The sequence below is a fragment of the Nocardioides sp. genome (assembly GCF_030655615.1).
Taxonomy (GTDB): domain Bacteria; phylum Actinomycetota; class Actinomycetes; order Propionibacteriales; family Nocardioidaceae; genus Nocardioides.
The window spans coordinates 1-23,690 of the sequence record NZ_JAURVJ010000064.1; the positions used below are offsets into that span (position 1 = coordinate 1).

General features: G+C 73.3%; 25 protein-coding genes. 17 read left to right on the forward strand and 8 right to left on the reverse strand.

Going from position 1 to position 23,690, the window contains the following annotated elements:
• The 3 genes from Q7T52_RS05250 to Q7T52_RS05260 all read right to left on the reverse strand — a co-directional run.
• The coding region (locus Q7T52_RS05250; protein WP_304800085.1) for a DUF5667 domain-containing protein at positions 1 to 832 on the reverse strand (832 nt) is incomplete at its 3' end.
• A 121-nt stretch (positions 833 to 953) separates the two neighbouring features.
• Complete coding sequence (locus tag Q7T52_RS05255) at positions 954 to 1,730, reverse strand: sigma-70 family RNA polymerase sigma factor (RefSeq protein WP_304800087.1); 777 nt, start codon at positions 1,728 to 1,730, stop codon at positions 954 to 956.
• A gap of 96 nt (positions 1,731 to 1,826) precedes the next feature.
• Positions 1,827 to 2,711, reverse strand: a complete 885-nt coding sequence (locus Q7T52_RS05260) for an HAD family phosphatase (RefSeq protein WP_304800089.1) — start codon at positions 2,709 to 2,711, stop codon at positions 1,827 to 1,829.
• Positions 2,712 to 2,815: 104 nt separating this feature from the next.
• Between Q7T52_RS05260 and Q7T52_RS05265 the strand changes: the two genes are divergently transcribed.
• From Q7T52_RS05265 to hemB, 7 genes are all read left to right on the forward strand, one after another.
• Positions 2,816 to 4,453, forward strand: coding sequence for a class I adenylate-forming enzyme family protein (locus Q7T52_RS05265; protein WP_304800091.1), 1,638 nt, complete (start codon positions 2,816 to 2,818; stop codon positions 4,451 to 4,453).
• Positions 4,454 to 4,461: 8 nt separating this feature from the next.
• A complete protein-coding gene (locus Q7T52_RS05270; RefSeq protein ID WP_304800093.1) occupies positions 4,462 to 4,722 on the forward strand; it encodes a glutaredoxin family protein in 261 nt (86 codons plus the stop codon).
• A gap of 133 nt (positions 4,723 to 4,855) precedes the next feature.
• A complete protein-coding gene (locus Q7T52_RS05275; protein WP_304800095.1) occupies positions 4,856 to 5,515 on the forward strand; it encodes a redox-sensing transcriptional repressor Rex in 660 nt (219 codons plus the stop codon).
• A 67-nt stretch (positions 5,516 to 5,582) separates the two neighbouring features.
• Complete coding sequence (locus Q7T52_RS05280; RefSeq protein WP_304800097.1) at positions 5,583 to 6,905, forward strand: glutamyl-tRNA reductase; 1,323 nt, start codon at positions 5,583 to 5,585, stop codon at positions 6,903 to 6,905.
• An 11-nt stretch (positions 6,906 to 6,916) separates the two neighbouring features.
• Positions 6,917 to 7,876 (forward strand): hydroxymethylbilane synthase, encoded by a 960-nt coding sequence (hemC, locus tag Q7T52_RS05285; RefSeq protein ID WP_304800099.1) that lies wholly within the window; start codon positions 6,917 to 6,919, stop codon positions 7,874 to 7,876.
• Entirely contained in the window at positions 7,873 to 9,603 is a 1,731-nt protein-coding gene (locus Q7T52_RS05290) for a uroporphyrinogen-III synthase (protein ID WP_304800101.1), read from the forward strand. Before hemC ends, Q7T52_RS05290 begins: the two co-directional genes overlap by 4 nt.
• Positions 9,604 to 9,709: 106 nt before the next feature.
• Complete coding sequence (gene hemB, locus Q7T52_RS05295; protein WP_304800103.1) at positions 9,710 to 10,696, forward strand: porphobilinogen synthase; 987 nt, start codon at positions 9,710 to 9,712, stop codon at positions 10,694 to 10,696.
• A gap of 82 nt (positions 10,697 to 10,778) precedes the next feature.
• Here hemB and Q7T52_RS05300 read toward each other — a convergent pair whose 3' ends face one another.
• Positions 10,779 to 11,981, reverse strand: coding sequence for a lytic transglycosylase domain-containing protein (locus Q7T52_RS05300; RefSeq protein WP_304800104.1), 1,203 nt, complete (start codon positions 11,979 to 11,981; stop codon positions 10,779 to 10,781).
• 237 nt (positions 11,982 to 12,218) lie between these two features.
• Here Q7T52_RS05300 and hemL point away from each other — a divergent pair, with 237 nt between their 5' ends.
• From hemL to ccsB, 6 genes are read left to right on the forward strand one after another with little or no spacing between them, the layout of a single operon-like run.
• Entirely contained in the window at positions 12,219 to 13,550 is a 1,332-nt protein-coding gene (hemL, locus tag Q7T52_RS05305) for a glutamate-1-semialdehyde 2,1-aminomutase (RefSeq protein WP_304800106.1), read from the forward strand.
• Positions 13,551 to 13,553: 3 nt separating this feature from the next.
• Positions 13,554 to 14,234, forward strand: coding sequence for a histidine phosphatase family protein (locus Q7T52_RS05310; RefSeq protein WP_304800108.1), 681 nt, complete (start codon positions 13,554 to 13,556; stop codon positions 14,232 to 14,234).
• Positions 14,231 to 14,791, forward strand: a complete 561-nt coding sequence (locus tag Q7T52_RS05315) for a TlpA disulfide reductase family protein (protein WP_304800110.1) — start codon at positions 14,231 to 14,233, stop codon at positions 14,789 to 14,791. The genes Q7T52_RS05310 and Q7T52_RS05315 overlap by 4 nt, the downstream gene beginning before the upstream one ends.
• Positions 14,784 to 15,545, forward strand: a complete 762-nt coding sequence (locus Q7T52_RS05320) for a cytochrome c biogenesis CcdA family protein (RefSeq protein WP_304800112.1) — start codon at positions 14,784 to 14,786, stop codon at positions 15,543 to 15,545. The genes Q7T52_RS05315 and Q7T52_RS05320 overlap by 8 nt, the downstream gene beginning before the upstream one ends.
• Positions 15,545 to 17,176 (forward strand): cytochrome c biogenesis protein ResB, encoded by a 1,632-nt coding sequence (locus tag Q7T52_RS05325; protein WP_304800114.1) that lies wholly within the window; start codon positions 15,545 to 15,547, stop codon positions 17,174 to 17,176. The genes Q7T52_RS05320 and Q7T52_RS05325 overlap by 1 nt, the downstream gene beginning before the upstream one ends.
• Positions 17,173 to 18,201 carry a c-type cytochrome biogenesis protein CcsB gene (gene ccsB, locus Q7T52_RS05330; RefSeq protein WP_304800116.1) on the forward strand — a complete coding sequence of 343 codons (1,029 nt, stop codon included), beginning with the start codon at positions 17,173 to 17,175 and terminating at the stop codon, positions 18,199 to 18,201. Before Q7T52_RS05325 ends, ccsB begins: the two co-directional genes overlap by 4 nt.
• Before the next feature lie 73 nt (positions 18,202 to 18,274).
• Here the strand turns inward: ccsB and Q7T52_RS05335 are convergent, their stop codons facing one another.
• Positions 18,275 to 18,481 carry a hypothetical protein gene (locus tag Q7T52_RS05335; RefSeq protein ID WP_304800118.1) on the reverse strand — a complete coding sequence of 69 codons (207 nt, stop codon included), beginning with the start codon at positions 18,479 to 18,481 and terminating at the stop codon, positions 18,275 to 18,277.
• 53 nt (positions 18,482 to 18,534) lie between these two features.
• Here Q7T52_RS05335 and Q7T52_RS05340 point away from each other — a divergent pair, with 53 nt between their 5' ends.
• The gene (locus Q7T52_RS05340) at positions 18,535 to 18,831 is read left to right on the forward strand and encodes a DUF4229 domain-containing protein (RefSeq protein ID WP_304800120.1); all 297 of its coding nucleotides are present in this window, start codon (positions 18,535 to 18,537) and stop codon (positions 18,829 to 18,831) included.
• Positions 18,832 to 18,834: 3 nt separating this feature from the next.
• On the opposite strand, the gene Q7T52_RS05345 is transcribed toward Q7T52_RS05340, so the two are convergent.
• The 3 genes from Q7T52_RS05345 to Q7T52_RS05355 are packed head-to-tail and all read right to left on the reverse strand — an operon-like array spanning position 18,835 to position 21,115.
• Positions 18,835 to 18,975, reverse strand: coding sequence for a hypothetical protein (locus Q7T52_RS05345; protein WP_304800122.1), 141 nt, complete (start codon positions 18,973 to 18,975; stop codon positions 18,835 to 18,837).
• A 17-nt stretch (positions 18,976 to 18,992) separates the two neighbouring features.
• On the reverse strand, positions 18,993 to 19,865 hold the full coding sequence (locus Q7T52_RS05350) for a 1,4-dihydroxy-2-naphthoate polyprenyltransferase (RefSeq protein WP_304800123.1): 873 nt from the start codon (positions 19,863 to 19,865) through the stop codon (positions 18,993 to 18,995).
• Between the two features lie 8 nt (positions 19,866 to 19,873).
• On the reverse strand, positions 19,874 to 21,115 hold the full coding sequence (locus Q7T52_RS05355; protein WP_304800125.1) for an MFS transporter: 1,242 nt from the start codon (positions 21,113 to 21,115) through the stop codon (positions 19,874 to 19,876).
• 64 nt (positions 21,116 to 21,179) lie between these two features.
• Here Q7T52_RS05355 and Q7T52_RS05360 point away from each other — a divergent pair, with 64 nt between their 5' ends.
• The 3 genes from Q7T52_RS05360 to Q7T52_RS05370 all read left to right on the forward strand — a co-directional run.
• Complete coding sequence (locus Q7T52_RS05360) at positions 21,180 to 22,142, forward strand: AMP-binding protein (RefSeq protein ID WP_304800127.1); 963 nt, start codon at positions 21,180 to 21,182, stop codon at positions 22,140 to 22,142.
• The gene (locus Q7T52_RS05365) at positions 22,139 to 23,068 is read left to right on the forward strand and encodes an o-succinylbenzoate synthase (RefSeq protein ID WP_304800129.1); all 930 of its coding nucleotides are present in this window, start codon (positions 22,139 to 22,141) and stop codon (positions 23,066 to 23,068) included. Before Q7T52_RS05360 ends, Q7T52_RS05365 begins: the two co-directional genes overlap by 4 nt.
• Positions 23,065 to 23,690: thiamine pyrophosphate-binding protein (locus Q7T52_RS05370; protein WP_304800131.1), on the forward strand; the 626-nt coding region annotated here is incomplete at its 3' end. The genes Q7T52_RS05365 and Q7T52_RS05370, both read left to right, overlap by 4 nt.

The following is a 23,690-nucleotide window of genomic DNA, read 5'->3' on the forward strand; positions in this document are numbered from 1 at the left end:
AGAGCGGGCCGAGGTCGGCGGCGGTGGCGACGGCGTCGACGAGGGAGGGCAGCGGGGCGCAGACCTTGCAGAGGGTGACGGCCTGGCGCTCGATCTCGTCGAGGACGTCGGCGGCCAGGTCGAGCGAGGCGCGGGCCGCGACCGGGACCATGCTCTGCAGCTGCTGGAGGACCTCGAGGCTGCTGGCGGCGAAGGTGCGCAGCTCGTCAATCGAGGAGAGGCGGCCGGTCTGCTCGTAGTCCTCGAGCAGCACGCCGGAGGCGGCGACCGCCTGGTCGGCGAAGTCGTCGAGGGTGGCCGCGATGACCTCGGCGTCCTGGCCGTCGGTGCGGCTGAGCTCGTCGACCTCGTGCAGGCGGCCCGACGCGTTGTCGAGCATCGTGGCGCCCTTGTCGTCGGCGCTGCGCAGGGCGGTCTCGTGGACGTCCTCGAGGGCCCGCTTGAGGGGGTAGAGGGTGTCGCCGGGCAGGGCGGTCTGGGCGGCGACCGACATGGACGCCGAGGCGCTGACGAGCGCGAAGCCACCGATGGCGACGGCGAGGCGTCGCTCGCGGCCGGTACGACGCGGCGCGGGCTGGCGACGGGCCTCGAGCTGGCGCGGGGTGTCGGGGACGAGCGCCGTCTCGGCGGCCAGCATCAGCCGGCTGCGGAGGTCGGAGACGAACGCGGGCCGCGGCTCGGGTGCCGGCTCGTTGCGCAGGCTGGCGACGAGGGCGACCAGCGGCACCAGCTCGGCGTACCGGCCCGTGTCGCGCAGCTCCGTGGTCGAGGGGTCCTCGACCAGGGAGCTGAACTCTTCGGCGCGCTTGCGCGCCGGGAACACGGGGTTCATCGGATACGTCCTGCGGGGTCATGGGGGTGATCGGTGCCGTGCTGGCCTGTCAATGACCCCAACGACGACGGATCCCGCAAGGTTACGGGCGTCTCGGCGACAGGAATCCGGAGATCGGCCATCAGTCCCGGATCCCCTCGGGCATCAGCTTGGCGAGGTTGCGCACCCCGCGCAGCTGGAGCTGCTTGATGGCACCGTCGCTGCGTCCGAGGACGGCGGCGGTCTCGGCGATGCTCATGCCCTGGAGGAACCGCATCACCAGGCAGTCGCGCTGCTCGTCGGGGAGCTGGGTGAGGGCCTCGAGGAGCATCTCGTTGGTCAGCCCGGCCAGGACCAGCGACTCCGGACCCTCGGTGGCGTCGTCGTGGGCGCCCATGTCCTCGGTGGTCATCTCGAGGCGGGTCCGGCCGGCCTTGAAGTGGTCGGTGGCGAGGTTGCGGGCGATCGTCATCAGCCAGGCGCCGAAGTCCTTGCCCTGCCAGCGAAAGCTCGTCATGTTGCGCAGCGCGCGGAAGAACGTCTCGGACGTGAGGTCCTCGGCGAGCGGCGCGGAGCGGGTGCGGTAGAAGAGGAAGCGGTAGACCGAGCTCTGGTAGTGGTCGTAGAGCAGCCCGAACGCGTCGGCGTCACCGCCGCGCGCCAGCTCGACCAGGGCGATCAGGCGGGCGCGGTCGGCCTCGGACTCCTCGGACGACGTCGCGAGGTCGGCGTCGCCGAAGCCGCCACCCGACCCGCTGCCGCCCAGGCCGTTGTCGAGGGTCTCGCCGTAGCCGACCGCCTCGGACACCAGGAGCCCGCCGGCCAGGGCCGGGGCGGGGTCGACCACGCTCAGCAGGCGCGCGACAGCCAGGCGCAGGGCGTCGAGCCCGCGCGCGACGTCCGGCCTCGACTGAGGCATGTGTGCGTCCTCCCGCAAGGGCCCCTCCCCGGGGCCATCCTCACGAGACTAGAACAGGTTCAGCACAGGTGTACACGGAAACCGGCGTTTCCGGCGTCACCTGCGGCGGCTGCGGAGGGCCACCCCGGCGGCCACGGTGCCGGTCACCGCGCCCGCGACGCCACCCACGAGCAGGCCGGCCCGGGCGGCCTTGCGGCCGGTGCGGTAGTCGCGCACGCGCCAGCCCTGCTCGCGGGCGTGGGCCCGCAGCCTGGCGTCGGGGTTGATGGCCACCGGGTCGCCGACCAGGCTCAGCATCGGCAGGTCGTTGGCGGAGTCGGAGTAGGCCGAGCAGCGTCTCAGGTCGAGGCTCTCGCGCGCCGCCAGGGCCTTGATCGCCTCGGCCTTGGCCGGGCCGTGGAGCATGTCGCCGACGAGGCGGCCGGTGTAGACGCCGTCGACGTGCTCGGACACGGTGCCCATCGCCCCGGTCAGGCCGAGCCGGCGCGCGATGATCTGGGCGATCTCGATCGGGGCGGCCGTGACCAGCCACACCCGCTGCCCCTGGTCGAGGTGGAGCTGGGCCAGCGCGCGGGTGCCCGGCCAGATCCGGTGGGCCATGCCCTCGTCGAAGATCTCCTCGCCCAGCTCCTCGAGCTCGGCGACGGTGTGCCCGGCGATGAAGCTCAGCGCGGAGTTGCGGGTCTCGGCGATGTGGTCGGGGTCCTCGACGCCGACGACGCGGAAGTAGGCCTGCTTCCACGCCGCCCCGAGGATGTCGCGGGTCGTGAAGAACTTGCGGCGGTGCAGCCCCCGCGCCAGGTGGAAGATGCTCGCGCCCTGCATGACGGTGTTGTCGACGTCGAAGAACGCCGCCGAGGTCGGGTCGGCGGGGTGGTCGAGCGCGGTCTCGACCTCGGCCGCGGCGGCGGCGGCCTCGCCGGCCAGGGTGGAGCGCTGGCGCAGGTTGGGCGGCCGGCGCGGCTTGTCCGAGGGAGGCACGCGCCCACCCTATTGACTGGCGACCGGGTTGGGCAGGCGTGCCAGGTCGGCACTACCCGATCGGACCATCCGCGGCCGGTTCGGTGACCCTTAGACTGCCCCGCATGCCTGGAGCCGCCGCCCTGACCGACGCCGTGGCGGGGCCCGCGGCGCTGGTCGCCTCGGCCGCGGCCGACCACCCCGACAAGCTGGCCGTCGTCGAGTCCCGCGGCCGCAGCCTGACGTGGGCCGGGCTCGACGACGAGGTCGGCCGGGTCGCCACCGGGCTGGCCGCCGCCGGGGTCGTGGCCGGCTACCGGATCATCGTCCTGACGAGCAACCGCCTCGAGTTCGTGACGACCTACCTCGGCATCCTGCGGGCGCAGGCGGTCGCCGTACCCCTGAGCCCCGGCGCGAGCGCCCGCGAGGTGGCCCGCGTCGTCGCCGACTGCGGCGCCCGGATGATCGTGGCCGACGCCGACACGGTCACCACGGTGCGGGCGGCGGCCGCACTGGTCGACCAGGCCCTCGCGGGTGGCGAGACGACGCTGGCCCAGGACGTGCCGGCCGAGGTCCTCGCCCGGCTGGTCAAGCCGCGGGTCGTCGTCATCGGCACGACCCTCCAGCCCGGCGAGCGCTCCTACGACCACCTGCGCGCCGACACCGCGCGCGAGGTGCCCGCGCTGCACGACCCCGAGCGGATCGCCGCCCTCCTCTACACCAGCGGTACGACGGGCCTGCCGCGCGCCGCGATGCTCAGCCACCGCGCCCTCGCGGCCAACATCGAGCAGGTCGCCTCGGTCGACCCGCCGATGATCCACGGCGACGACGTCGTCCTCGGCGTCCTCCCGCTCTTCCACGTCTACGGCCTCAACGCCGTGCTCGGCGCCGTGCTGCGCAGCCGCGCCAAGCTCGTGCTCGCCGACCGGTTCGACGCCCAGGGCACCCTCGACCTCATCGACGACGAGGCGATCAGCGTGGTCCCGGTCGCGCCCCCGGTGTTCGCCCACTGGCGCGACGTCGACCTGGCCGACCGGCTCGGCCCCGTGCGCGTCGTGCTCTCCGGCTCGGCGCCGGTCTCGGCCGCCGTGGTCGAGGAGTTCGTGGCCCGCACCGGCATCCCCGTCCACCAGGGCTACGGGCTCACCGAGGCCGCCCCGGTCGTGACGAGCACCCTCTGCTCGGTCGCCGCGCCCGCAGGCTCGGTCGGCGCGACGCTCGCGGGCATCGACCTGCGCCTGGTCGACGAGTCCGGTGCCGTGGTGCCGGAGGAGACCGGCGACCCCGGCGAGATCCAGGTGCGTGGTGACAACCTCTTCAGCGGCTACTGGCCCGACGGCGCCGACGGGCCGGACTCCGACGGCTGGTGGTCGACGGGCGACGTCGGCTACGTCGACGGCAACGGCGACGTGTTCCTGGTCGACCGGGTCAAGGAGCTCGTCATCGTCTCCGGCTTCAACGTCTATCCCGTCGAGGTCGAGCGGGTGGTCGCCGAGGTCGACGACGTCGCCGACGTCGCCGTCATCGGGGTCGCCGACGACACGACCGGCGAGGCGGTCGTCGCCTACGTCGTGGCGCCCGGGGCCCACCCGGTCGTCGTCGAGGTCGCCGTACGCGCGGCGTGCGAGAGCTCGCTGGCCCGCTTCAAGGTCCCGAGCCGGATCGAGGTCGTCGACCGGCTGCCCCACGGCGTCACCGGCAAGGCGCAGAAGGGCCGGCTCCGCGGGCTCGAGCGCCGGCGCGCGCTGGGCCTGCTGGAGTAGGTCCGCCCGTGCTCAAGCGACGCCGCCGCACCGCCGGACCCCGGGTCACGCTCTACTCCCGACCGGGCTGCCACCTCTGCGAGGTCGCCGAGGAGGTGGTCGCCCGGGTGTGCGCCGACCTGGGGGAGGACTACGCCGTCGTGATGGTCGACGACGACCCCGAGCTGCAGCGCCGCTTCACCGACGAGGTGCCCGTCACGTTCGTCGACGGCCGCCAGCACGACTTCTGGCGGGTCGACGAGACCCGCCTGCGCAGCGCGCTGGCCTGAGCGCTACCACCCCCTCGGAGGAGGCCGGCGGAGCGTGTGCTAGGCCACTCCCGGTCGATTTGTTCTCGCGTTCACAAACTCCTACTGTGAGCGGGCCGGGCCTCCTTCCAGGGGTCGGCTAGGAAGCAGAGCAGTGACTGCACGCAGTTCGAGCGAGAGCACCCGGGACATCCCGGAGGCGACCGTCGCCCGCCTGCCCGTCTACCTGCGGGCGCTCAACACGCTGGCCGACGACGCCATCCGCACCTGCTCCAGCGAGGAGCTCGCCCTCGCGGCGGGCGTCAACTCCGCCAAGCTCCGCAAGGACCTCTCCTACCTCGGCAGCTACGGCACCCGCGGGGTCGGCTACGACGTCGACTACCTGCGCTACCAGATCGCCCGCGAGATCGGCGTGACCCAGGACTGGCCGGTCGTCATCGTCGGCATCGGCAACCTCGGCCACGCGCTCGCCAACTACTCCGGCTTCCGCAGCCGCGGGTTCCGGGTCGTCGCCCTGCTCGACGCCGACGAGACGCGCCACGGCGAGGTCGTCGCCGGGGTCGAGGTGCGCCCGTTCGGCGACCTCGAGGAGATCGTCGAGTCCCACGGCGTGGCGATCGGCGTCATCGCCACCCCCGCCGGCGCGGCCCAGGACGTCTCCGACCGCATGGTCGGCTGCGGGATCACCAGCATCCTCAACTTCGCCCCGTCGGTCATCGCGGTGCCCGACGGCGTCGACGTGCGCAAGGTCGACCTGTCGATCGAGCTGCAGATCCTCGCCTACCACGAGCAGCGGAAGGCCAACATCTCATGACCGCCCCACGATGTTCCTCGCCTCCTCCGCTCCGCTCCTCCGTCGAACAACACCGAGGGGACCCCGGATGAGCATCCTCGTGGTCGGCATCTCCCACAACAGCGCTCCCGTCTCCGTCCTGGAGCGCGTCGCCCTCGACTCCGACGGCGTCCACAAGCTGCTCACCGCCGCCGCCGCGTGCGACCACGTCAACGAGGTCGCCGTCGTCTCGACGTGCAACCGCGTCGAGGTCTACGCCGACATCGAGCGCTTCCACGGCAGCGTCGAGTCGCTCTCGCGCCTGCTGCTCGAGCGGGCCGGCGACACCGCCGAGGCGCTCGTGCCCCACCTCTACGTCCACTACGACGACGGTGCCGTCGCCCACCTCTTCCAGGTCGCGGCCGGGCTCGACTCGATGGCCGTCGGCGAGGGCCAGATCCTCGGCCAGACCCGCGAGGCACTACGGCTCGGCCAGGAGCTCGGCAGCATCGGCCCCGCCCTCAACTCCCTCTTCCAGCAGGCGCTGCGCGTCGGCAAGCGGGCCCGCGCCGAGACCGGCATCGACCGGGTCGCGCCGACCCTGGTCAGCGCGGCGCTCGAGCGCTCCGAGATCGCCATCGGCGCCGTGCGCGGCAGCCGCGTCGTCGTCGTGGGTGCCGGCGCCATGGCCGGCCTGGCCACCGCGACCGTGAGCCGTCTCGGCGCCGCCCACGTGAGCGTCGTCAATCGCACGCCCGACCGCGCCCGTCGCCTCGCGGCGGAGTACTCCGCACACCCCGTCGCCCTCGCCGACCTGCCCGGCGAGCTCACCCGCGCCGACGTCGTCATCACCTGCACCGGCGCCACGGGGGTCCTGGTCACCCGCGACATGCTCGCCACCGCCCGGGCCGGTCTCGACGACCCGGCCCGCCCGGTCTCCGTCATCGACCTCGCGCTGCCGCACGACGTCGAGCCCGGCGTCGCCGAGCTGCCGGGCGTCACCCTCATGGGGCTGCGCGAGCTGTCCGAGAGCCTGGCCGGCAGCGACGTCGCCCGCGAGGTGCTCGACGTACGCCGCATCGTCGGCGGGGAGGTCGCCGCCTTCCTCACCGCGCGCCGCCAGGCCAGCGTCACCCCGACCGTCGTGGCTCTCCGCTCCATGGCCACCTCGGTCGTCGACGCCGAGATGGCCCGCCTCGAGGCCCGCCTGCCGCAGCTCGACGACGCCGCGCGCGCCGAGATCCGCCACACCGTGCGCCGGGTCGCCGACAAGCTGCTCCACGAGCCCACGGTCCGGGTCAAGGAGCTCGTCAACGAGCAGGGCGCCGTCTCCTACGAGCGCGCGCTCGCCGAGCTGTTCGCCCTCAACCCCGAGGCCGTCGACGCCGTCACCCGCCCCGACGTGACCACCACCCCGCGGGACGTGCGGTGAAGCCGGTCCGGGTGGGCACCCGTCGCAGCCTCCTCGCCACGACACAGGCCGGGCACGTCGCCGAGCTGATCCGCACCCGCCTCGGCCGCGAGACCGAGCTGGTCGAGATCACCACCGACGGCGACCGCAGCCAGGCCGCCGGCACGCCGATCACCGACACCCCGGCGTCCAACACCGGCGTCTTCGTCGGCGCCCTGCGCGACGCGCTGCTCTCCGACCGGGTCGACGTCGCCGTCCACTCGCTCAAGGACCTGCCCACCGCCCCGGCCGACGGCATCACCCTGGCCGCGGTCCCGGTGCGCGAGGACCCCCGCGACGCCGTGGTCGCCCGTGACGGACTGACCCTCGGCGAGCTGCCCGTCGGCTCCCGGGTCGGCACCGGCTCGCCGCGGCGCGTCGCCCAGCTGCACGCCCTGGGCCTCGGCCTCGAGATCGTCGGGGTCCGCGGCAACGTCGACACCCGCATCCGCAAGGTCCACGACGGCGAGCTCGACGGGGTGATCCTGGCGCGCGCCGGACTGGCCCGGATCGACCGCCTCGGCGACATGACCGAGGTGCTCGACCCGCTGCAGATGCTGCCCGCCCCCGGCCAGGGAGCCCTCGCGGTCGAGTGCCGCACCGACGACCCGCTGGCCGACGAGCTGGCCCGCCTCGACGACCCCGCGTCCCGCGCCGCGGTCGAGGCCGAACGTGCGGTGCTGGCGACGCTCGAGGGCGGCTGCTCCGCCCCGATCGGCGCGCTGGCCGACGTCGTCGAGGGCGACGACGGAGATGAGTTGTGGGTGAGGGCCGTGGCGCTCTCACTCGACGGTGCGCTCTCGGTGCGGATGTCCGCATCGGGAGCCCCGGCCGACGCCGTGGGCGTCGGGAACCGGCTGGCGAGCGACATGCTCGCCGACGGAGCAGGACAGCTGAACCCATCAGCTGCGGACCCAGCCACGATCGAGCCCCCAGAGGTGCAGAACCCATGACGCGAGCCAAGACCACCACTTCCGGCAGCACGTCCGGCGCTCCGGCCGGCACCGCCGCCGACCGGATCGCCCGGGCCTGGGTGTCCTTCGTCGGCAGCGGCCCCGGTGATCCCGACCTGCTCACCGTCCGTGCCGTCGACCTGCTCCGCCAGGCCGACGTCGTCGTGACCGAGGTGCCCGAGCACGCGGCCCTCGTCCGCACCCTGCTCGGCCTGCCGACGCCGGCCGAGGTCGACCCCGAGGCCGACGAGACCGCCGACGCGGTCGAGGTCGAGGGCCCCGAGCTCGTCGACGGCGGCTTCGGCGAGGACGGCCAGCCGCTGACCCACGCCGCCCGGTCCAAGGTCGTCGTCAAGCAGGCCAAGCGCGGTCTGCGCGTCGTCCGGCTCCTGGCCGGCGACCCGTTCCTCTACGCCTCCGGCCCCGAGGAGGCGCAGGCCTGCGCCAAGGCCGGCATCGGCTTCGAGATCGTGCCCGGTGTCTCGTCGGTCGGCGCCGTCCCGGCCTACGCCGGCATCCCGCTCACCACCAAGGACCACCGCGAGGTCGCCGTCGTGACCTGCGGCGACAACGCCGCCTCGCGCGTCGACTGGAGCCAGTACGCCGACGGCCGCACCCTGGTGCTGCTCTCGGCCGTCGGCCAGATCGGCGAGATCGCCCGCGCCCTCGTCGACGCCGGGCGCTCCGCCGAGACCCCGGTTGCCATGACCCGGCTCGGCACGACCACCGAGCAGCAGACCGTCACCTCGACGCTGACCCACATCGCCGCCGACGCCCGCGCGGCGCGCATCACGCCCCCGGCGATCACCGTCATCGGCGACGTCGTCGACCTCCGCTCGACGCTGTCGTGGTTCGAGACCAAGCCGCTGTTCGGCTGGCGTGTGCTGGTGCCCCGCACCAAGGACCAGGCCGCGTCGCTCTCCCTCGGCCTGCGCGGCTTCGGCGCCGTGCCCGAGGAGGTCCCGACGATCTCGGTCGAGCCGCCCCGCAACCCGCTGCAGATGGACAAGGCCGTCCGCGGCCTCGTCGAGGGCCGCTACGAGTGGATCGCCTTCACCTCGGTCAACGCCGTCAAGGCCGTGCGCGAGAAGTTCGAGGAGTACGGCCTCGACGCCCGCGCCTTCTCGGGCCTCAAGATCGCCGCGGTCGGCGACAAGACCGCCGCCGCGATCGCCGCCTGGGGTCTGCGCGCCGACCTGGTGCCCTCCGGCGAGCAGTCCGCCGCCGGCCTGCTCGAGGACTGGCCCGAGTACGACGAGGTCCTCGACCCCATCAACCGCGTCTTCCTGCCCCGCGCCGACATCGCGACCGAGACCCTCGTGGCCGGCCTCGTCGAGCTCGGCTGGGAGTGCGACGACGTCACCGCCTACCGCACGGTCCGCGCCACCCCGCCCCCGGCGCCGGTGCGCGACGCCATCAAGTCGGGCCGGTTCGACGCCGTCGTCTTCACCTCGTCCTCGACCGTGCGCAACCTCGTCGGCATCGCCGGCAAGCCGCACCCGTCGACGATCATCGCCGTCATCGGGCCGGCCACGGCCAAGACCGCCGAGGAGCACGGCCTGCGGGTCGACGTCCTCGCCTCGGCCCCCGACGTCGACGTGCTCGTGGAGGCCCTGGCCGACTTCGGTGCCTCGCGTCGCTCGTCGCTCCTCGAGGCCGGCGAGCCCGTCACCAAGCCGTCGGACCGCAAGCCGCCGGCTCGGCGTTCCAGCCGCGCGAAGGCCTGACGTCCTGAGGTGGAGATTCACCGGTGAAGCGGTGAATTTCCACCTTCTGTCATGAAGCTTCGTCGCAGAAGGTCCAGTTTCCTCGGGTAACGACGTGGAGGTCAGCGTGAGCAGCGAACCCATCCGGCCCCCGGTCGTACGCCCGCGCCGCTTGCGGACGACGGCGGCGCTGCGTCGCGCGGTGGCAGAGACCTCGCTCGAGGCCCGGCAGCTCGTGCTGCCGGTGTTCGTGCGCGAGGGTCTCGCCGAGCCGCGCCCGATCTCGTCGATGCCGGGCGTCGTGCAGCACACCCGCGACTCGCTCAAGGCGGCCGCCGCGGAGGCGGCCGCGCTCGGGCTCGGCGGCATCATGCTGTTCGGCATCCCCGAGCGCAAGGACGCCGTCGGCTCCGGGGCCATCGACCCCGACGGGATCCTCAACGTCGCGATCGCCGACGTCGTCGCCGAGGTCGGCGACGCGCTGCCGGTGATGGCCGACCTCTGCCTCGACGAGTTCACCGACCACGGCCACTGCGGGGTCCTCACCGCCGACGGTCGCGTCGACAACGACGCCACCCTCGAGCTCTACGCCGAGATGGCGCGCGCCCAGGCCGCCGCCGGCGCCGACCTCGTCGGTCCCAGCGGCATGATGGACGGCCAGGTGGCCGTCGTGCGCTCTGCGCTCGACGGCGCCGGCCACACCGACGTCGCCGTCCTGGCCTACTCCGCCAAGTACGCCTCCGCCTTCTTCGGCCCCTTCCGCGAGGCCGTCGACTCCTCGCTCGTCGGCGACCGCAAGACCTACCAGCAGGACCCCGCCAACGCCCGCGAGGGCGTCCGCGAGGTCCTCCTCGACATCGCCGAGGGCGCCGACATCGTCATGGTCAAGCCGGCCCTCGCCTACCTCGACGTGGTGCGCCGCGTCCGCGACGCCGTCGACGTGCCCGTGGCGGCCTACAACATCTCCGGCGAGTACGCCATGGTCGAGGCCGCCGCCGCCCACGGCTGGATCGACCGCCAGGCCGCGATCCTCGAGACGCTGATCTCCATCCGGCGGGCCGGGGCCGACATCGTGCTGACCTACTGGGCCGCCGAGGTGGCGGGGCTGCTCTAGCCCCGGCGAGCTAGTCGTACCGGTCTGGACGCCGAAGGCCCGCCACGCAGAAGCGTGGCGGGCCTTCGTGTGGGAGCGGGACCTAGGGGGTCGTGTAGTCCTTGACGCACAGGTCGAACGGGTCGTCGGTGCGGAGGATGTTGTCGATCTTGCCGTCGAGGGTGCACTGCACGATGGCCTGGGCCAGCGTCAGGACGTCGTCGACCGGGTCGACGTTGGTCGTGGGCAGGGCCGGGACGGTGATCGGGGGGAGCGGAAGCTGCGGTCCGCCGCCACCGCCACCGGTCGGGGGCGTGGTCGGCTCGTCGGTCGGCTCCTCCGCGGGCTCCTCGGCGGGCGAGTCCTCGGGGTCGACCTGCTGGCCGCTGGTGCTGCCGCCGTTGTTGCCGCGGGGGCCGCCGTTGCCGCGGGTGGGTCCGGGGTTGTAGGTCGGGTCGGGGGAGAGGAAGCCGGCCTCGACGGTGCCGTTGGGCACCGACATGAAGTCGCCGTCGAGGTAGGCGTCCATGACGGAGAGGACCAGGTCGACGTAGGAGTCGGAGTGGTTGTAGCGGTAGACGCTGGCGCGCTGGCCCTTGAGGGTGGCGAGGTCGTCGTCGCCGGAGCAGAGGTAGACCGCGGTGGCCAGGGCGGCGTCGTCAATGTCCTGGGGGTTGCGGACGCCGTCGTTGTCGGCGTCGACGCCCACGACCGACCACGTGGAGGGGATGAACTGCATGGGGCCGGCGGCGCGGTCGAACCTCGAGTCGCCGTCGTACTGGCCGGCGTCGGTGTCGCGGATGAGCGCGGTGTTCTTGGTGCCGTCGAGCGGTAGCCCGAGGATGCCGGGCTGGGCGACGCCGTCGGCGTCGAGGACGTTGCCGCCGAAGCGGCCGTGGTTGGACTCCACGCGGCCGATGGCGGCGACGAGCTGCCAGTTGAGGTGGCAGGACTTGTCGGCGGCGTTGATGACGGTCTCGGCGCGCTGGTAGGCGGCCAGGGCCGCGGAGGGGATGCCGTTGGTGGACGAGGTGGCGAGGATCTGCTCGGTGTTGCCCTCCACGCCACCGACGGAGCCGGTGAGCCCGCCCGCGTCGGAGACCGACGCCGGGGCCTCGATCGCCTGGGCCGGCACGCTCGAGCCGTCAGGCAGCAGGCCACCCGGCTCGGCCGTGGCGGCGGAGACGTTGGTGGTCGGCGTGGCGGCGGACGTCAGGCTGGCGGTCCAGGCTGCCGACAGCAGGGCCAGCGGCACGATGGCCACGGCCTTCTGCATCCGGCCGAATCGCGAGGCGGACAATGTCATCTCCCTGGAAGTGGTGCTCGTCAGACGCGCTTCTTACCCCACGGCGGCCTGTGCGAACCCCAACGAGTGCTGTCACCTGATAGTTACGGCTGTCACAGGTCCGTATGACGTACCTCACTGTCACGTGGTGTCGCACGAACGTACCAACCGGCCCGAAGGGGTGACCACACCCGTTCGGTCAGAGGTGATGGCCCACCCTGGTCGAGACCACCACCACTCCTCGGCGACAATGAGGAGGTGACCGACGGACCCACGGACCAGCCCGCCTCGCAGGCGCTGTTCGAGCGAGCCCGGTCGGTGATCCCCGGCGGGGTGTCGTCGCCGGTCCGCGCGTTCAACGCCGTCGGCGGCACGCCGCGGTTCATCCGCTCGGCCGCCGGTGCGTGGCTGACCGACGCCGACGGCAACGAGCTCGTCGACCTGGTCTGCTCCTGGGGTCCGATGCTCGTCGGGCACGCCCACCCCGAGGTGCAGGCGGCCGTGCAGGCCGCGGTGGCCCGCGGGACGTCCTACGGCGCCCCCACCGAGCCCGAGCTCGCCCTGGGCGAGGAGATCGTGGCGCGCACCCCGGTCGAGCGGGTCCGGTTCGTCTCCTCCGGCACCGAGGCGACCATGTCGGCGCTCCGCCTGGCCCGCGGCTTCACCGGACGCGAGGTCGTGGTCAAGTTCGCCGGCTGCTACCACGGCCACGTCGACGCGCTGCTGGCCTCGGCCGGCTCGGGCCTGGCGACCTTCGCCGTGCCCGGCACCCCCGGCGTCCCGGAGTCGTCCACGGCGCTGACCATCGTCCTGCCCTACAACGACCGCGCCGCCGTCACCGCGGCGTTCGCCGAGCACGGCGACCGGATCGCGTGCCTCTTCACCGAGGCCGCGCCCGGCAACATGGGCGTGGTGCCGCCCGAGCCCGGGTTCAACGCGTTCCTGGCCGAGACCTGCCGGGCCCACGGAGCGCTGTTCGTCAGCGACGAGGTGATGACCGGCTTCCGCGCCTCGAGCCAGGGCTACTGGGGCATCGACGGCAAGGCCGAGGGCTGGGTGCCCGACCTGATGACCTTCGGCAAGGTGATGGGCGGCGGGTTCCCCGCGGCGGCGTTCGGCGGCCGGGCCGACGTGATGTCGCTGCTGGCTCCGGAGGGTCCCGTCTACCAGGCCGGCACCCTCTCCGGGAACCCGATCGCGACCACCGCCGGGCTGGCCACGCTGCGCCTGGCCACCGACGACGTCTACGCCCACCTCGACGCCGTCGGCACCACGATCAAGGACGCGACCGTGGCCGCCCTCACCACCGCCGGGGTGTCCCACACGATCCAGTCGGCGGGCACGATGTTCTCGGTGTTCCTCTGCGACGGACCGGTCCGAGACTTCGCGGCGGCGTCCCGCACCGACCAGCGTGCGTACGCCGCGTTCTTCCACGCCATGCTCGACGCGGGCGTCTACCTGCCGCCGTCGGCCTTCGAGGCCTGGTTCCTGTCCTCGGCCCACGACGACCGTGCCGTCCAGACCGTCCTCGACGCCCTCCCGGTCGCCGCGGCCGCCGCAGCCCGAGCCACCACGAGCAAGGAGGGCTGAGCGATGGCCACGCCCGACACGATCGTCCACCTGCTCCGCCACGGCGAGGTGCACAACCCCGAGGGCGTGCTCTACGGCCGCCGCGACGGGTTCCACCTCTCCGAGCTCGGCCGCCAGATGGCCGAGAAGGTCGCGGCCAGCCTGCAGGAGCGCGACATCGTGCACCTGGTCTCCTCACCCCTGGAGCGGGCCCAGGAGACCGCCGCTCCGCTGGCCCTGGCCCGCGGGCTCGAGCCGAGGCTCGACGACCGGGTCATCGAGTCGTTCAGCAAGTTCGAGGGCAAGACGTTCGGCAAGGGCCGCAACGCCCTCAGGAACCCCGCCACCTGGCGCTACCTCTGGAACCCGTTCAAGCCGTCCTGGGGCGAGCCCTACACCGACATCGTCCAGCGGATGACCGCCGCGGTCGCCGACGCCCGCGAGCAGGCCGAGGGCCACGAGGCCGTGGTGGTCTCCCACCAGCTGCCGATCTGGACCACGCGCCTCCACGTCGAGCGACGCTCCTTCTTCCACGACCCGCGCAACCGGCAGTGCACGCTCTGCTCGGTCACCTCGCTCCACTTCGTCGGCGACAAGATCACCCAGGTCTCCTACAGCGAGCCCGCGGGCGACCTGATCCCGGTCGGCGACAAGAGCGCGCCGTTCTCGGCCGGCGGCGCGCCCGAGGAGAAGAAGCCCACGTGACCCGTCGTCGCCGCGCCACCGCCGTCCTGCCGCTCCTGCTCGCGCCGCTCCTGCTGTCCGGCTGCAGCGGCCTCCAGGGCACGGACGACGCCAACTTCACCTTCGGCGACGGCAGCATCGCGGAGATCCCGGCCTCCGACCGCGAGAAGCCCGTGGAGATGACCGGGACGTCGCTCGACGAGGAGCCGTTCGACCTGGCGGACCTGCGCGGCCAGGTCGTGGTGCTCAACGTGTGGGCGTCGTGGTGCAACCCCTGCCGCGACGAGGCTCCCGTGCTCGACGCGGCCTCCCAGGAGGTCGACGCAGCCTTCGTGGGCCTGCTCTTCAAGGACGAGAACCTCGGCGCCGCCGAGGCGTTCGAGCGCGAGTTCGGCATCGACTACCCCACGATCCTCGACGAGGGCCAGGTCCTGGCCCTCGGCCGCTACGCCCCCACCAGCCCGCCCTCGACCTACGTGCTCGACAAGCAGGGCCGGGTCGCCGCGGTCATCAGCGGTGCCCTCACCTCGGGCGTGACCCTCGAGGACCTCGTGACCGAGGCTGCCTCTGATGGGTGACTGGTTCCAGCAGCAGGCCGCCGGCGGCTCGCTCGCCCTCGCGCTGCCCGTGGCGGCGATCGCCGGCCTCGTCTCGTTCTTCAGCCCCTGCGTGATCCCGCTGCTGCCGGGCTACCTCTCCTACGCGACCGGGCTCTCCGGCGCCGACCTCGCGACGGGCGAGGCCTCCCGCCGCCGCGGCCGGATGCTGCTGGGCTCGGTGCTGTTCGTGCTCGGCTTCGCCGCCGTCTTCGTCGTCATCGGCACGACGGTCGGCGGCATCGGCCGCTCGCTGCGGGAGTACGACGACCAGATCACCTTCGTGATGGGCTTCGTCCTGATCGCGCTCGGCCTGGTCTTCGCGGGCGTCGTCCCCTGGCTGCAGCGTGAGTGGCGCATCCACACGATCCCGGCCGTCGGGCTCGGCGCCGCCCCGCTCATCGGGGCGCTGTTCGCCCTGGGCTGGACGCCGTGCATCGGGCCGACCTACGGCGTCATCGTCGGGCTCACCTACACCGACGCGACTGCGGCACGCGGCGCCGTCCTGTCGGCCGCCTACGCCCTCGGCCTGGGCATCCCGTTCATCCTCGCCGGCGTCTTTTACGCCCGCTCGCTCGGCGCGCTGAAGTGGGTCCGCAAGCACCAGCTCGTCGTGATGCGCGTCGGCGGCGGCATGCTCGTCGTCGTCGGGCTGCTGCTCGTCACCGGCTACTGGGACCAGGCCGTGCAGTGGGTGCAGGTGCGCCTCGTCGGCGGCTTCGAGGTGCCCGTCTGATGGCCGACCTCATCGACCGCCCCCAGACCGACCGCCGTCCCGGTGAGCTCGGCCCCCGCGAGCTGGCCCGCTGGTCCTGGCGCCAGCTCACGTCGATGCGCACCGCGCTCGTGCTCCTGCTGCTGCTCGCGCTGGCCGCCGTACCCGGGTCGGTGATCCCACAGGAGGGCGTCGACGCGCTCGCCGTCTCGCAGTGGAAGGCCGACCACCCCGGGCTCACGCCCGTCTACGAGCGGCTCGGGCTGTTCTCGGTCTACGACTCGGCGTGGTTCTCGGCGATCTACCTGCTGCTGATGGTCTCGCTGATCGGCTGCATCATCCCGCGGACCTTCCACTACGTCCGGGCCATCCGCGCGCTGCCGCCGCTCGCCCCGCGCAACCTGTCCCGCCTGCCCGACCACGCGTCCTACTCCACCGACCTCTCGGTCGACGAGGTCCTCGACCGGGCGCGGGTGGTGCTCGGCTCGCGCCGCTACCGGTTGCGACTGGGACAGCAGGGCGCGGTCAGCGCCGAGAAGGGCTACCTCCGCGAGGTGGGCAACCTCGTCTTCCACCTGTCGGTGATCGTCGTCCTCGTGGGGTTCGGCATCGGCTCGGTCTTCGGCTACCAGGGCGGCGTGATCGTCGTCGTCGATGGCCCGCCGTTCTCCAACACCGCGGCGTCCTACGACGACCTCGACCCGGGCAGCGGCTTCGGCGCCGACGACCTGGACCCGTTCTCCTTCACCGTCGACGACTTCGACATCACGTGGCTGACCAAGGGGTCGGGCGCGGGGACGGCGCGGGAGTTCAAGGCCGCGCTGAGCTATCGCGAGGGCGTCGACGGCGAGGAGAAGACCTACGACCTGCGGGTCAACCACCCGCTCACCATCGGCGACACCGACCTCTTCCTCATCGGCCACGGCTACGCGCCGATCATCACCGTCAAGGACGGCGAGGGCAGCGTGGTCTCCAGCGGCCCGGTGGTCTTCCTGCCGCAGGACCCGTCGTTCCTCTCCTTCGGCGTGGTCAAGGCGCCCAGCGCCCGACCCACGGCGATCGGGCTCGAGGGCGTCCTCTACCCGACGTTCGCGCGGGCCGAGGGTGACGACCCCGACGTACCGACCCCGGTCACGGTGTTCCCGGCGCTCGGCAACCCGCTGATCTCGATGAACGTCTGGTCCGGCGACCTCGGCCTCGACGACGGCGTGCCCCGGTCGGTCTACCTGCTCGACACCAGCAAGGCGACGCCCGTCCAGGAGGGCGGCAAGCAGCTCCGTCTCGACCTGAGCCTCGGCGAGACGCAGCAGCTGCCCGACGGCCTCGGCTCGGTCTCCTTCGACGGCGTCCAGCCCTGGGTGCGCATCCAGGTCAGCCAGTCCCCGGGCAAGGAGTACGCCCTCGCGGGCGTCGTGCTCGCGCTCATCGGCCTCATCGGGTCGCTGTTCCTCCGGCCCCGGCGCGTGTGGGTGCGCGCTCGGCGCCGAAAGGGTGACGACGGCGATGGGGACGGCGACGACGAGGGTGGGACCATGGTGGAGGTGGCCCTGCTCGACCGCTCGGGCGGAGCCGACCTGACCGAGGTGCTCGACGTGATCGTCGCCGAGCTGCAAGAAGTGCCTACCAGCCAGCTCAGCAAGGAGCGCAAGTGACCAACACCGCGTGGGAGTCGCTCAGCAACCAGGCGATCGGTGCGGCGGGGATCGTCTACTTCCTCGCCCTGCTCGTCCTGATCGCCGAGTGGGCCAGCCTGCGGCAGGTCGCCGTGGCCGAGGCCTCCGCCTCGACGGAGTCGTCGGGCGACGTCGCCCTGGCGGTCCGCACCGGCGACGGTGGTGCCGACGCCGAGGCGCGCGAGCGTCGTACGGCGTTCCTCGGCCGCCTCGGGCTGATGCTCACGGGCATCGCCGCCGCGGTGCACTTCGTGGCCCTGCTGGGGCGCGGCATGGCCGCCAGCCCCAACCGGGTGCCGTGGGGCAACATGTACGAGTTCACGATCTCGGGGACCTTCGTCGTCACGCTGTTCTTCCTCGTGCTGATGCGCAAGTACGCCTTGCAGTGGATGGCGCCGCTGATCGTCGCCTTCGTCGTGACCACGCTGATGGTCGGCGTCATCTGGCTGCACGCCGACGTCGCGCCGCTGACCGAGGCCCTCAACTCCTACTGGCTCGTGATCCACGTCGTCTCGGCGGTCATCGCCACCGGTGCCTTCACCATCGGTGGGCTGCTCTCGATCGTCTACCTGGTCAAGCTGCGCCGCGGCGGCGATGCCGGCGCCGCACCCGGCTCACGCATCCCGACGCTCGCGGTCCTCGACCGCACCGCCTACCGCATCCACGCCTTCGCGTTCCCGGTGTGGACCTTCGCCGTCCTCATCACCGGCCCCATCTGGGCCCACGAGGCCTGGTCGCGCTACTGGAACTGGGACCCCAAGGAGGTCTGGGCGTTCATCACCTGGGTCGTCTACGCGGCCTACCTCCACGCCCGCGCCACCGCCGGCTGGAAGGGCCGCAACGCCGCCATCCTCGCCTGCGTCGGCCTGGCCACCCTGTGGTTCAACTTCATCGGCATCAACTACTTCTCCACCAGCTCGCAGCACTCCTACGCCGGGGGCGAGCCGACGTCGCAGGTCGTGCGGCAGGACGCCGCGCCACCGGGGGTCGACGTACTGCGCTGAGGCGCTGCGTGCTGTTCGCGGGAGCGGTGTGGCGGCTGGTGGTAACCCGCCGACGGCCAGCACACCCGAGGGCTCAGCCCTCGGGGTCCTCGGGGTTGAGCCGCTTGCGGTCGAGGTCGCGCAGGAAGTCCTCGTCGTCGTCGGGGGCGACGACCTTGGGGGGTGCCTGACGTTGCGGGCGCGCCGGGCGCTCGGGCATCAACCCGCGCTCCTGGAAGACGCGCACCAGGAGGTAGATCGCCACTCCGAAGAGGACGAGCACGAACAAGAACCTCAGCACCCCTCCAGAGTAGAGCCCGGGTGGTCGTCGTGGGTGCCGGATACCCTGTCCCGGTGAAGGACTTCGTCGTCTACACCCTGCTGCGGCTGGGCTTGTTCCTGTTGACCTGGGGCGCGGTCACGGGGGCCTGGTTGCTGATCGCCGACAAGGCAGCGTTGGGGCTGACGTTCCTCATCGCCCTGGTGCTGAGCGGGGTCGGGTCCTACTGGGTGCTGGCGGGCCCGCGGGAGAAGCTCGCGCGACACGTCGAGGCCCGCGCCGAGCGCGCGACGGCCGCCTTCGAGGAGCGCCGTGCCCGTGAGGACGCCGAGGCCGCCGACGCCGACCCGGTGGCCGACGAGAAGAAGTAGCGGCTAGGGCTTGTTCTTGCGGCGCTCGAGCTGCCGCTGGATGCGGCTCTCGGGCTGCCCCAGCACCTTGGCCAGGATCTGCACGCGGAACTGGTAGGCGGCGATGACGGCGCCGATGATCACGAGCAGCAGGAGGAACTTCATGCTGTGACCGTACGCCGTCAGGCCAGCACCAGGGCGGCGGCGACGAGCACGGCCCAGGCCAGCTCGGCCACCCCGGTCGTCTGCAGCACCGGGATGAGCCCGGGGCCGGTGGCGCCGCCGAGCACGGTGGCCACGCCCCGGCCGGCGAGCACCAGGAAGGCCAGGCCGACCAGCACCCACCAGGTGGTGAGGGCGGCCACGACGACGACCGCGACGGCGGCGACGGCCACGAGGCCGGCGTACAGCGCGCGGGTCCGTCGGTCGCCCAGGCGCACCGCGAGGGTCATCTTGCCGACGGCGCTGTCGGTGGGGATGTCGCGCAGGTTGTTGACGACGAGGATCGCGCAGGCGAGGGCGCCGATGCCGACGCCGGCCGCGAGGGCCGCGGAGGACCAGTCCTCGGTCTGCACGAACGTGGTGCCGACGACTGCAACGAGGCCGAAGAACACGAAGACCATGACCTCGCCGAGGCCGAGGTAGCCGTAGGGCTTGGAGCCGCCGGTGTAGTACCAGGCGGCCAGCACGCACACGACGCCGACGGCGACCAGCCACCAGGCGGTCGTCGCGGCGAGCGCGAGGCCGGCGACCCCAGCGACGCCGAAGGCCAGGAACGCCGCCCGCTTGACGGCGGACGCCGTGGCCGCGCCGGACCCGACCAGCCGCATCGGCCCGACGCGCACGTCGTCGGTGCCGCGGATGCCGTCGGAGTAGTCGTTGGCGTAGTTGACCGCGACCTGGAGCGCGAGGCTGACCACGAGCGCGAGGAGCGCCTTCCACCAGACCGCGCCGTCCTCGTACGCCGCCACGCCGGTCCCGGCGAGGACCGGCGCCACCGCCGCCGGGAGGGTGCGCGGTCGTGCACCCTGGACCCACTCCGCCGCTGTCGCCACGGACGGATTCAAGCAGTCGCGGACGCCGCGGCCTTGGCCAGGTAGCGCTCGGCGGCGCGCGCCGACGGCGGCATGGCGAGGGTGGCGACCACGACGGTCGCGGCGATGACGACCCAGCCGAGGGTGCCCTGCTCGATGGCGAGGTAGGTGAACGCGGCCGGCGCCCAGACCGAGCCGAGGGTGCCGCCGATGTGGGCGGCGCCCTGGTACTCGCCCCGGCGCTGCGGGTCGGACAGCTCAGACAGGAAGCCCCAGTGGCCGGCCGACTGGAAGAGCTCGGCGCCGGTGACGGTGACGTGGCCGACCCAGACGAGCACGATGGTGAGCCAGCCGACCGTGTCGTGGGTGACCGCGACGATCGCGCAGGACAGCACGAAGAAGCTCGCCGAGATGCGGGAGGCGCGCAGCGACGCCCCGACCGAGTCGACGCCGCGGGCGGCCGCGACCTGGAGCAGGACCGCCATCACCGTGTTGGTGCCGAAGAGCCAGGCGAGCAGCACCCGCGGGGCGTCGGTCTCCTGCACCAGCCAGAGCGGGATCACGACGTTGAGCAGCACCTGGTTGGTGCCGAGGACGCCGTCGCAGGTCATCACGCCCAGGAAGCCGCGGTTGCGCAGCGCGCCCGGGTTGACCAGCTGGTCGGGCGCGGCGGGCACGGTGTCGTGCTCGGCAGCGGGGAGACGGGTGATGTAGACCGCGTTGGCCGCGAGGATCACGGCCGTCAGCCACGGCACCGCGCGCACGATGTCGTCGTCGTCGAACGCCAGCGCGATGCCGCCGATCAGCGCGCCGAGGGTGAACCCGATGTTGAGCGCGGCCCGCATGAACGCCTGCGACTGCACGCGCTCCTCGCGGGGAAAGACGTCGAGCGTGTAGGCCCCGCGGCCGGACCAGCCGGCGGTGCTCACGACCTCGAGCACCACCATCATCGCGAGGTAGGCGGCGAAGCCCTCGATGAGCGGCCACAGGGCGAAGAGCCCGGCGCTCGCGAACGCGCCGACCGCCCACATCCGCTTGTTGCCGACGCGGTCGGCCAGCTGGCCCAGCGGTACGGCGAAGAAGAACGACACCACGCCCGCGACGGTCAGGCCGATCCCGACCTGGGCCGCCGACAGCCCGACGACCTGGGTGAAGAACACCGCGCTGCCGGTCAGGAACGTCCCGTCGCCCACGGCGAAGAGCACCGACTGCACCGAGAGCCTGCGCGCCAGCGGCGACGGCGGCAGGAAGCGGTCGAGTCGGGTGCCCACGTCGGCAGTCCACCACGACGGGTGGCCGTACGGCGCCCCGATTTCGGGCGCGTAGCCTCGGGGCGTGGACCTGCGCGAGTGGCTCGAGGCTCCGGGCGAGCCCGAGCCGCTCGTGGTCGAGACGTCGGGATCCTCCGGCGAGCCCAAGCGCGTGCGGCTGTCGCGGCGGGCGGTGCTGGCGTCGGTCGCGGCGACCGAGCGCCGCCTCGGCGGCTCCGGGCCGTGGGTGCTCAAGCTGCCGCCGTCCTACGTCGCCGGGGTCCAGGTCGTGGTGCGGTCGCTGGTCGCCGGGCACGAGCCGTGGACGGGCGACGGCTGGCCCACGGACGAGGGGTGGTTCACCAGCCTGGTCCCGACCCAGCTGCTCCGGATGCTCGACGACACCGCACCGGGGGGTGACCTCGACGCGCTGCGGCGTGCGCACACCGTGCTGCTCGGCGGGGGACCCGTCGACCCGGCCCTGCGCGCCCGGGCCGCCGAGGCGGGCGTGCGGGTCGTGGCGACCTACGGCTCGGCCGAGACCTCGGGCGGGTGCGTCTACGACGGCCTGCCCCTCGACGGCGTGGCCGTCACGATCGACGCCGACGGCCGGATCCGGATCGGCGGCCCGACGCTCTTCTCCGGCTACGAGGGTGAGCCCGAGCTCACGACCCGGAGCCTGGTCGACGGATGGTTCGTCACCGCCGACGCCGGCCGCTTCGACGACGACGGCCGGCTGCAGGTGCTGGGCCGGGTCGACGACGTCGTGGTCAGCGGCGGGGTCAACGTGCCCGGGCCGGCGGTCGCCGCGCGGCTGCGCGCGCACCCGCTGGTCAGCGCGGCCGAGGTGGTCGGCGTACCGGACGACGAGTGGGGCAACCGGCTCGTCGCCTTCGTCGTCGGCCTGGTCGGCGAGGCCGAGGCCCGCGCCTGGGTCGCCGCCGCCCACCCGCGCTCCTGGGCGCCGCGCCAGGTCGTCGTGCTCGACGCGATCCCGCTGCTGCCCAACGGCAAGCCCGACCTCGTGAGCCTCAAGGCACAGGCATGAGGGTCCTCTCCATCCCGATGCGGACGCGCTTCCGCGGCATCACCACGCGCGAGGTCGTGCTCGTCGAGGGCGAGGCCGGGTGGGGGGAGTGGAGCCCGTTCCTCGAGTACGACGCCGCCGAGGCCAGGCCCTGGCTGGCCTGCGCCCGCGAGGCCGCCGACGGCGAGTGGCCGGCCCCGCTGCGGTCGGCGGTGCCCGTCAACGTCACGGTGCCGGCGGTCGGGCCCGAGCAGGCGTTCGCGATCGTCCGTGCGGGCGGCTGCCGCACCGCCAAGGTCAAGGTGGCCGAGCCGGGCCAGACGCTCGCCGACGACGAGGCCCGGGTCGAGGCGGTGCGCGCGGCGCTCGGTCCCGACGGTGCCGTCCGCGTCGACGCCAACGGCGGCTGGTCGGTCGACGACGCGGTGCGCGCGGTCCGGGCGCTCGAGCGCGCCGCGGGCGGCCTCGAGTACGTCGAGCAGCCCGTGGCCTCCGTCGAGGACCTCGCACTCGTCCGCCGCCGGGTCGCCGTCGCCGTCGCCGCCGACGAGTCGATCCGCCGGGCGGCCGACCCCTACCGCGTGCGCGACCTCCAGGCCGCCGACATCGCCGTCCTCAAGGTGCAGCCGCTGGGTGGCGTCGCCGCGTGCCTGCGGATCGCCGAGGACATCGGCCTGCCGGTCGTCGTCTCCAGCGCCCTCGAGACGTCCGTCGGGATCGCCGCCGGGCTCGCCCTGGCCGCGGCCCTGCCGGAGCTGCCCTACGCCTGCGGGCTGGCGACGGTGCAGCTGCTCGCCGACGACGTCGCGGTCGTCCCGCGGGTCCCGGTCGACGGGGTGCTCCCGGTCGGCGCCGCCGTCCTCGACCCGGCCGCGCTCGACCGCCTCGCCGCGACCCCCGACCGGGTGGCGTGGTGGGAGGCCCGGCTGCGCGAGGTCGAGGGATGAGTGCCACAGGGCTGGCCCGCGACGTGCTGCAGCAGCTGCTGGACGCCGGTGTCACCGAGGTCGTCGTCGCGCCGGGCAGCCGCAACGCCCCCCTCTCGTTCGCCGCCTACGACGCCGCTCGAGCCGGGCTCGTCAGGCTCCACACCCGCATCGACGAGCGGTCGGCCGGCTTCCTCGCCGTGGGGCTCGCCCGGAGCCACGCGCGGACGGCGGTGGTCTGCACCTCGGGCACCGCCGTCGCCAACCTGCACCCGGCCGCGCTGGAGGCCACCCACGCGGGACTGCCGGTGGCGTTCGTGACCGCCGACCGGCCCCACCGGTTGCGCGGCACCGACGCCAACCAGACCACCGACCAGGTCGGCATCTTCGGCCGGCTCCTCCCGACCGTCGACGTGGCCGAACCCGGCCCGTTGGCCCTGTCGCCCGGCCTCGGCGGCCCCGTCCACCTCAACGTCCAGCTCGACGACCCGCTCCTCCCCGACGCCGCGTGGGAGCCACGGACGCCTCCGGGCCGGACCGGCCCGCCCGGTCGGCCCGACCCGACCACGCTCCCGCTCGGACCGCGGACGGTGGTGGTCGCCGGGGACGACGCCGGACCGGCCGCCCGCCGCCTGGCCGAGGC

Excerpts from the sequence above, each read along its gene's own strand:
- Q7T52_RS05255 (WP_304800087.1), bottom strand. The coding sequence starts at position 1,730 with ATGCCTCAGTCGAGGCCGGACGTCGCGCGCGGGCTCGACGCCCTGCGC.
- Q7T52_RS05265 (WP_304800091.1), top strand. The coding sequence starts at position 2,816 with ATGCCTGGAGCCGCCGCCCTGACCGACGCCGTGGCGGGGCCCGCGGCG.
- Q7T52_RS05280 (WP_304800097.1), top strand. The coding sequence starts at position 5,583 with ATGAGCATCCTCGTGGTCGGCATCTCCCACAACAGCGCTCCCGTCTCC.
- Q7T52_RS05290 (WP_304800101.1), top strand. The coding sequence starts at position 7,873 with ATGACGCGAGCCAAGACCACCACTTCCGGCAGCACGTCCGGCGCTCCG.
- Q7T52_RS05300 (WP_304800104.1), bottom strand. The coding sequence starts at position 11,981 with ATGACATTGTCCGCCTCGCGATTCGGCCGGATGCAGAAGGCCGTGGCC.
- Q7T52_RS05310 (WP_304800108.1), top strand. The coding sequence starts at position 13,554 with ATGGCCACGCCCGACACGATCGTCCACCTGCTCCGCCACGGCGAGGTG.
- Q7T52_RS05320 (WP_304800112.1), top strand. The coding sequence starts at position 14,784 with ATGGGTGACTGGTTCCAGCAGCAGGCCGCCGGCGGCTCGCTCGCCCTC.
- Q7T52_RS05325 (WP_304800114.1), top strand. The coding sequence starts at position 15,545 with ATGGCCGACCTCATCGACCGCCCCCAGACCGACCGCCGTCCCGGTGAG.
- Q7T52_RS05345 (WP_304800122.1), bottom strand. The coding sequence starts at position 18,975 with ATGAAGTTCCTCCTGCTGCTCGTGATCATCGGCGCCGTCATCGCCGCC.
- Q7T52_RS05365 (WP_304800129.1), top strand. The coding sequence starts at position 22,139 with ATGAGGGTCCTCTCCATCCCGATGCGGACGCGCTTCCGCGGCATCACC.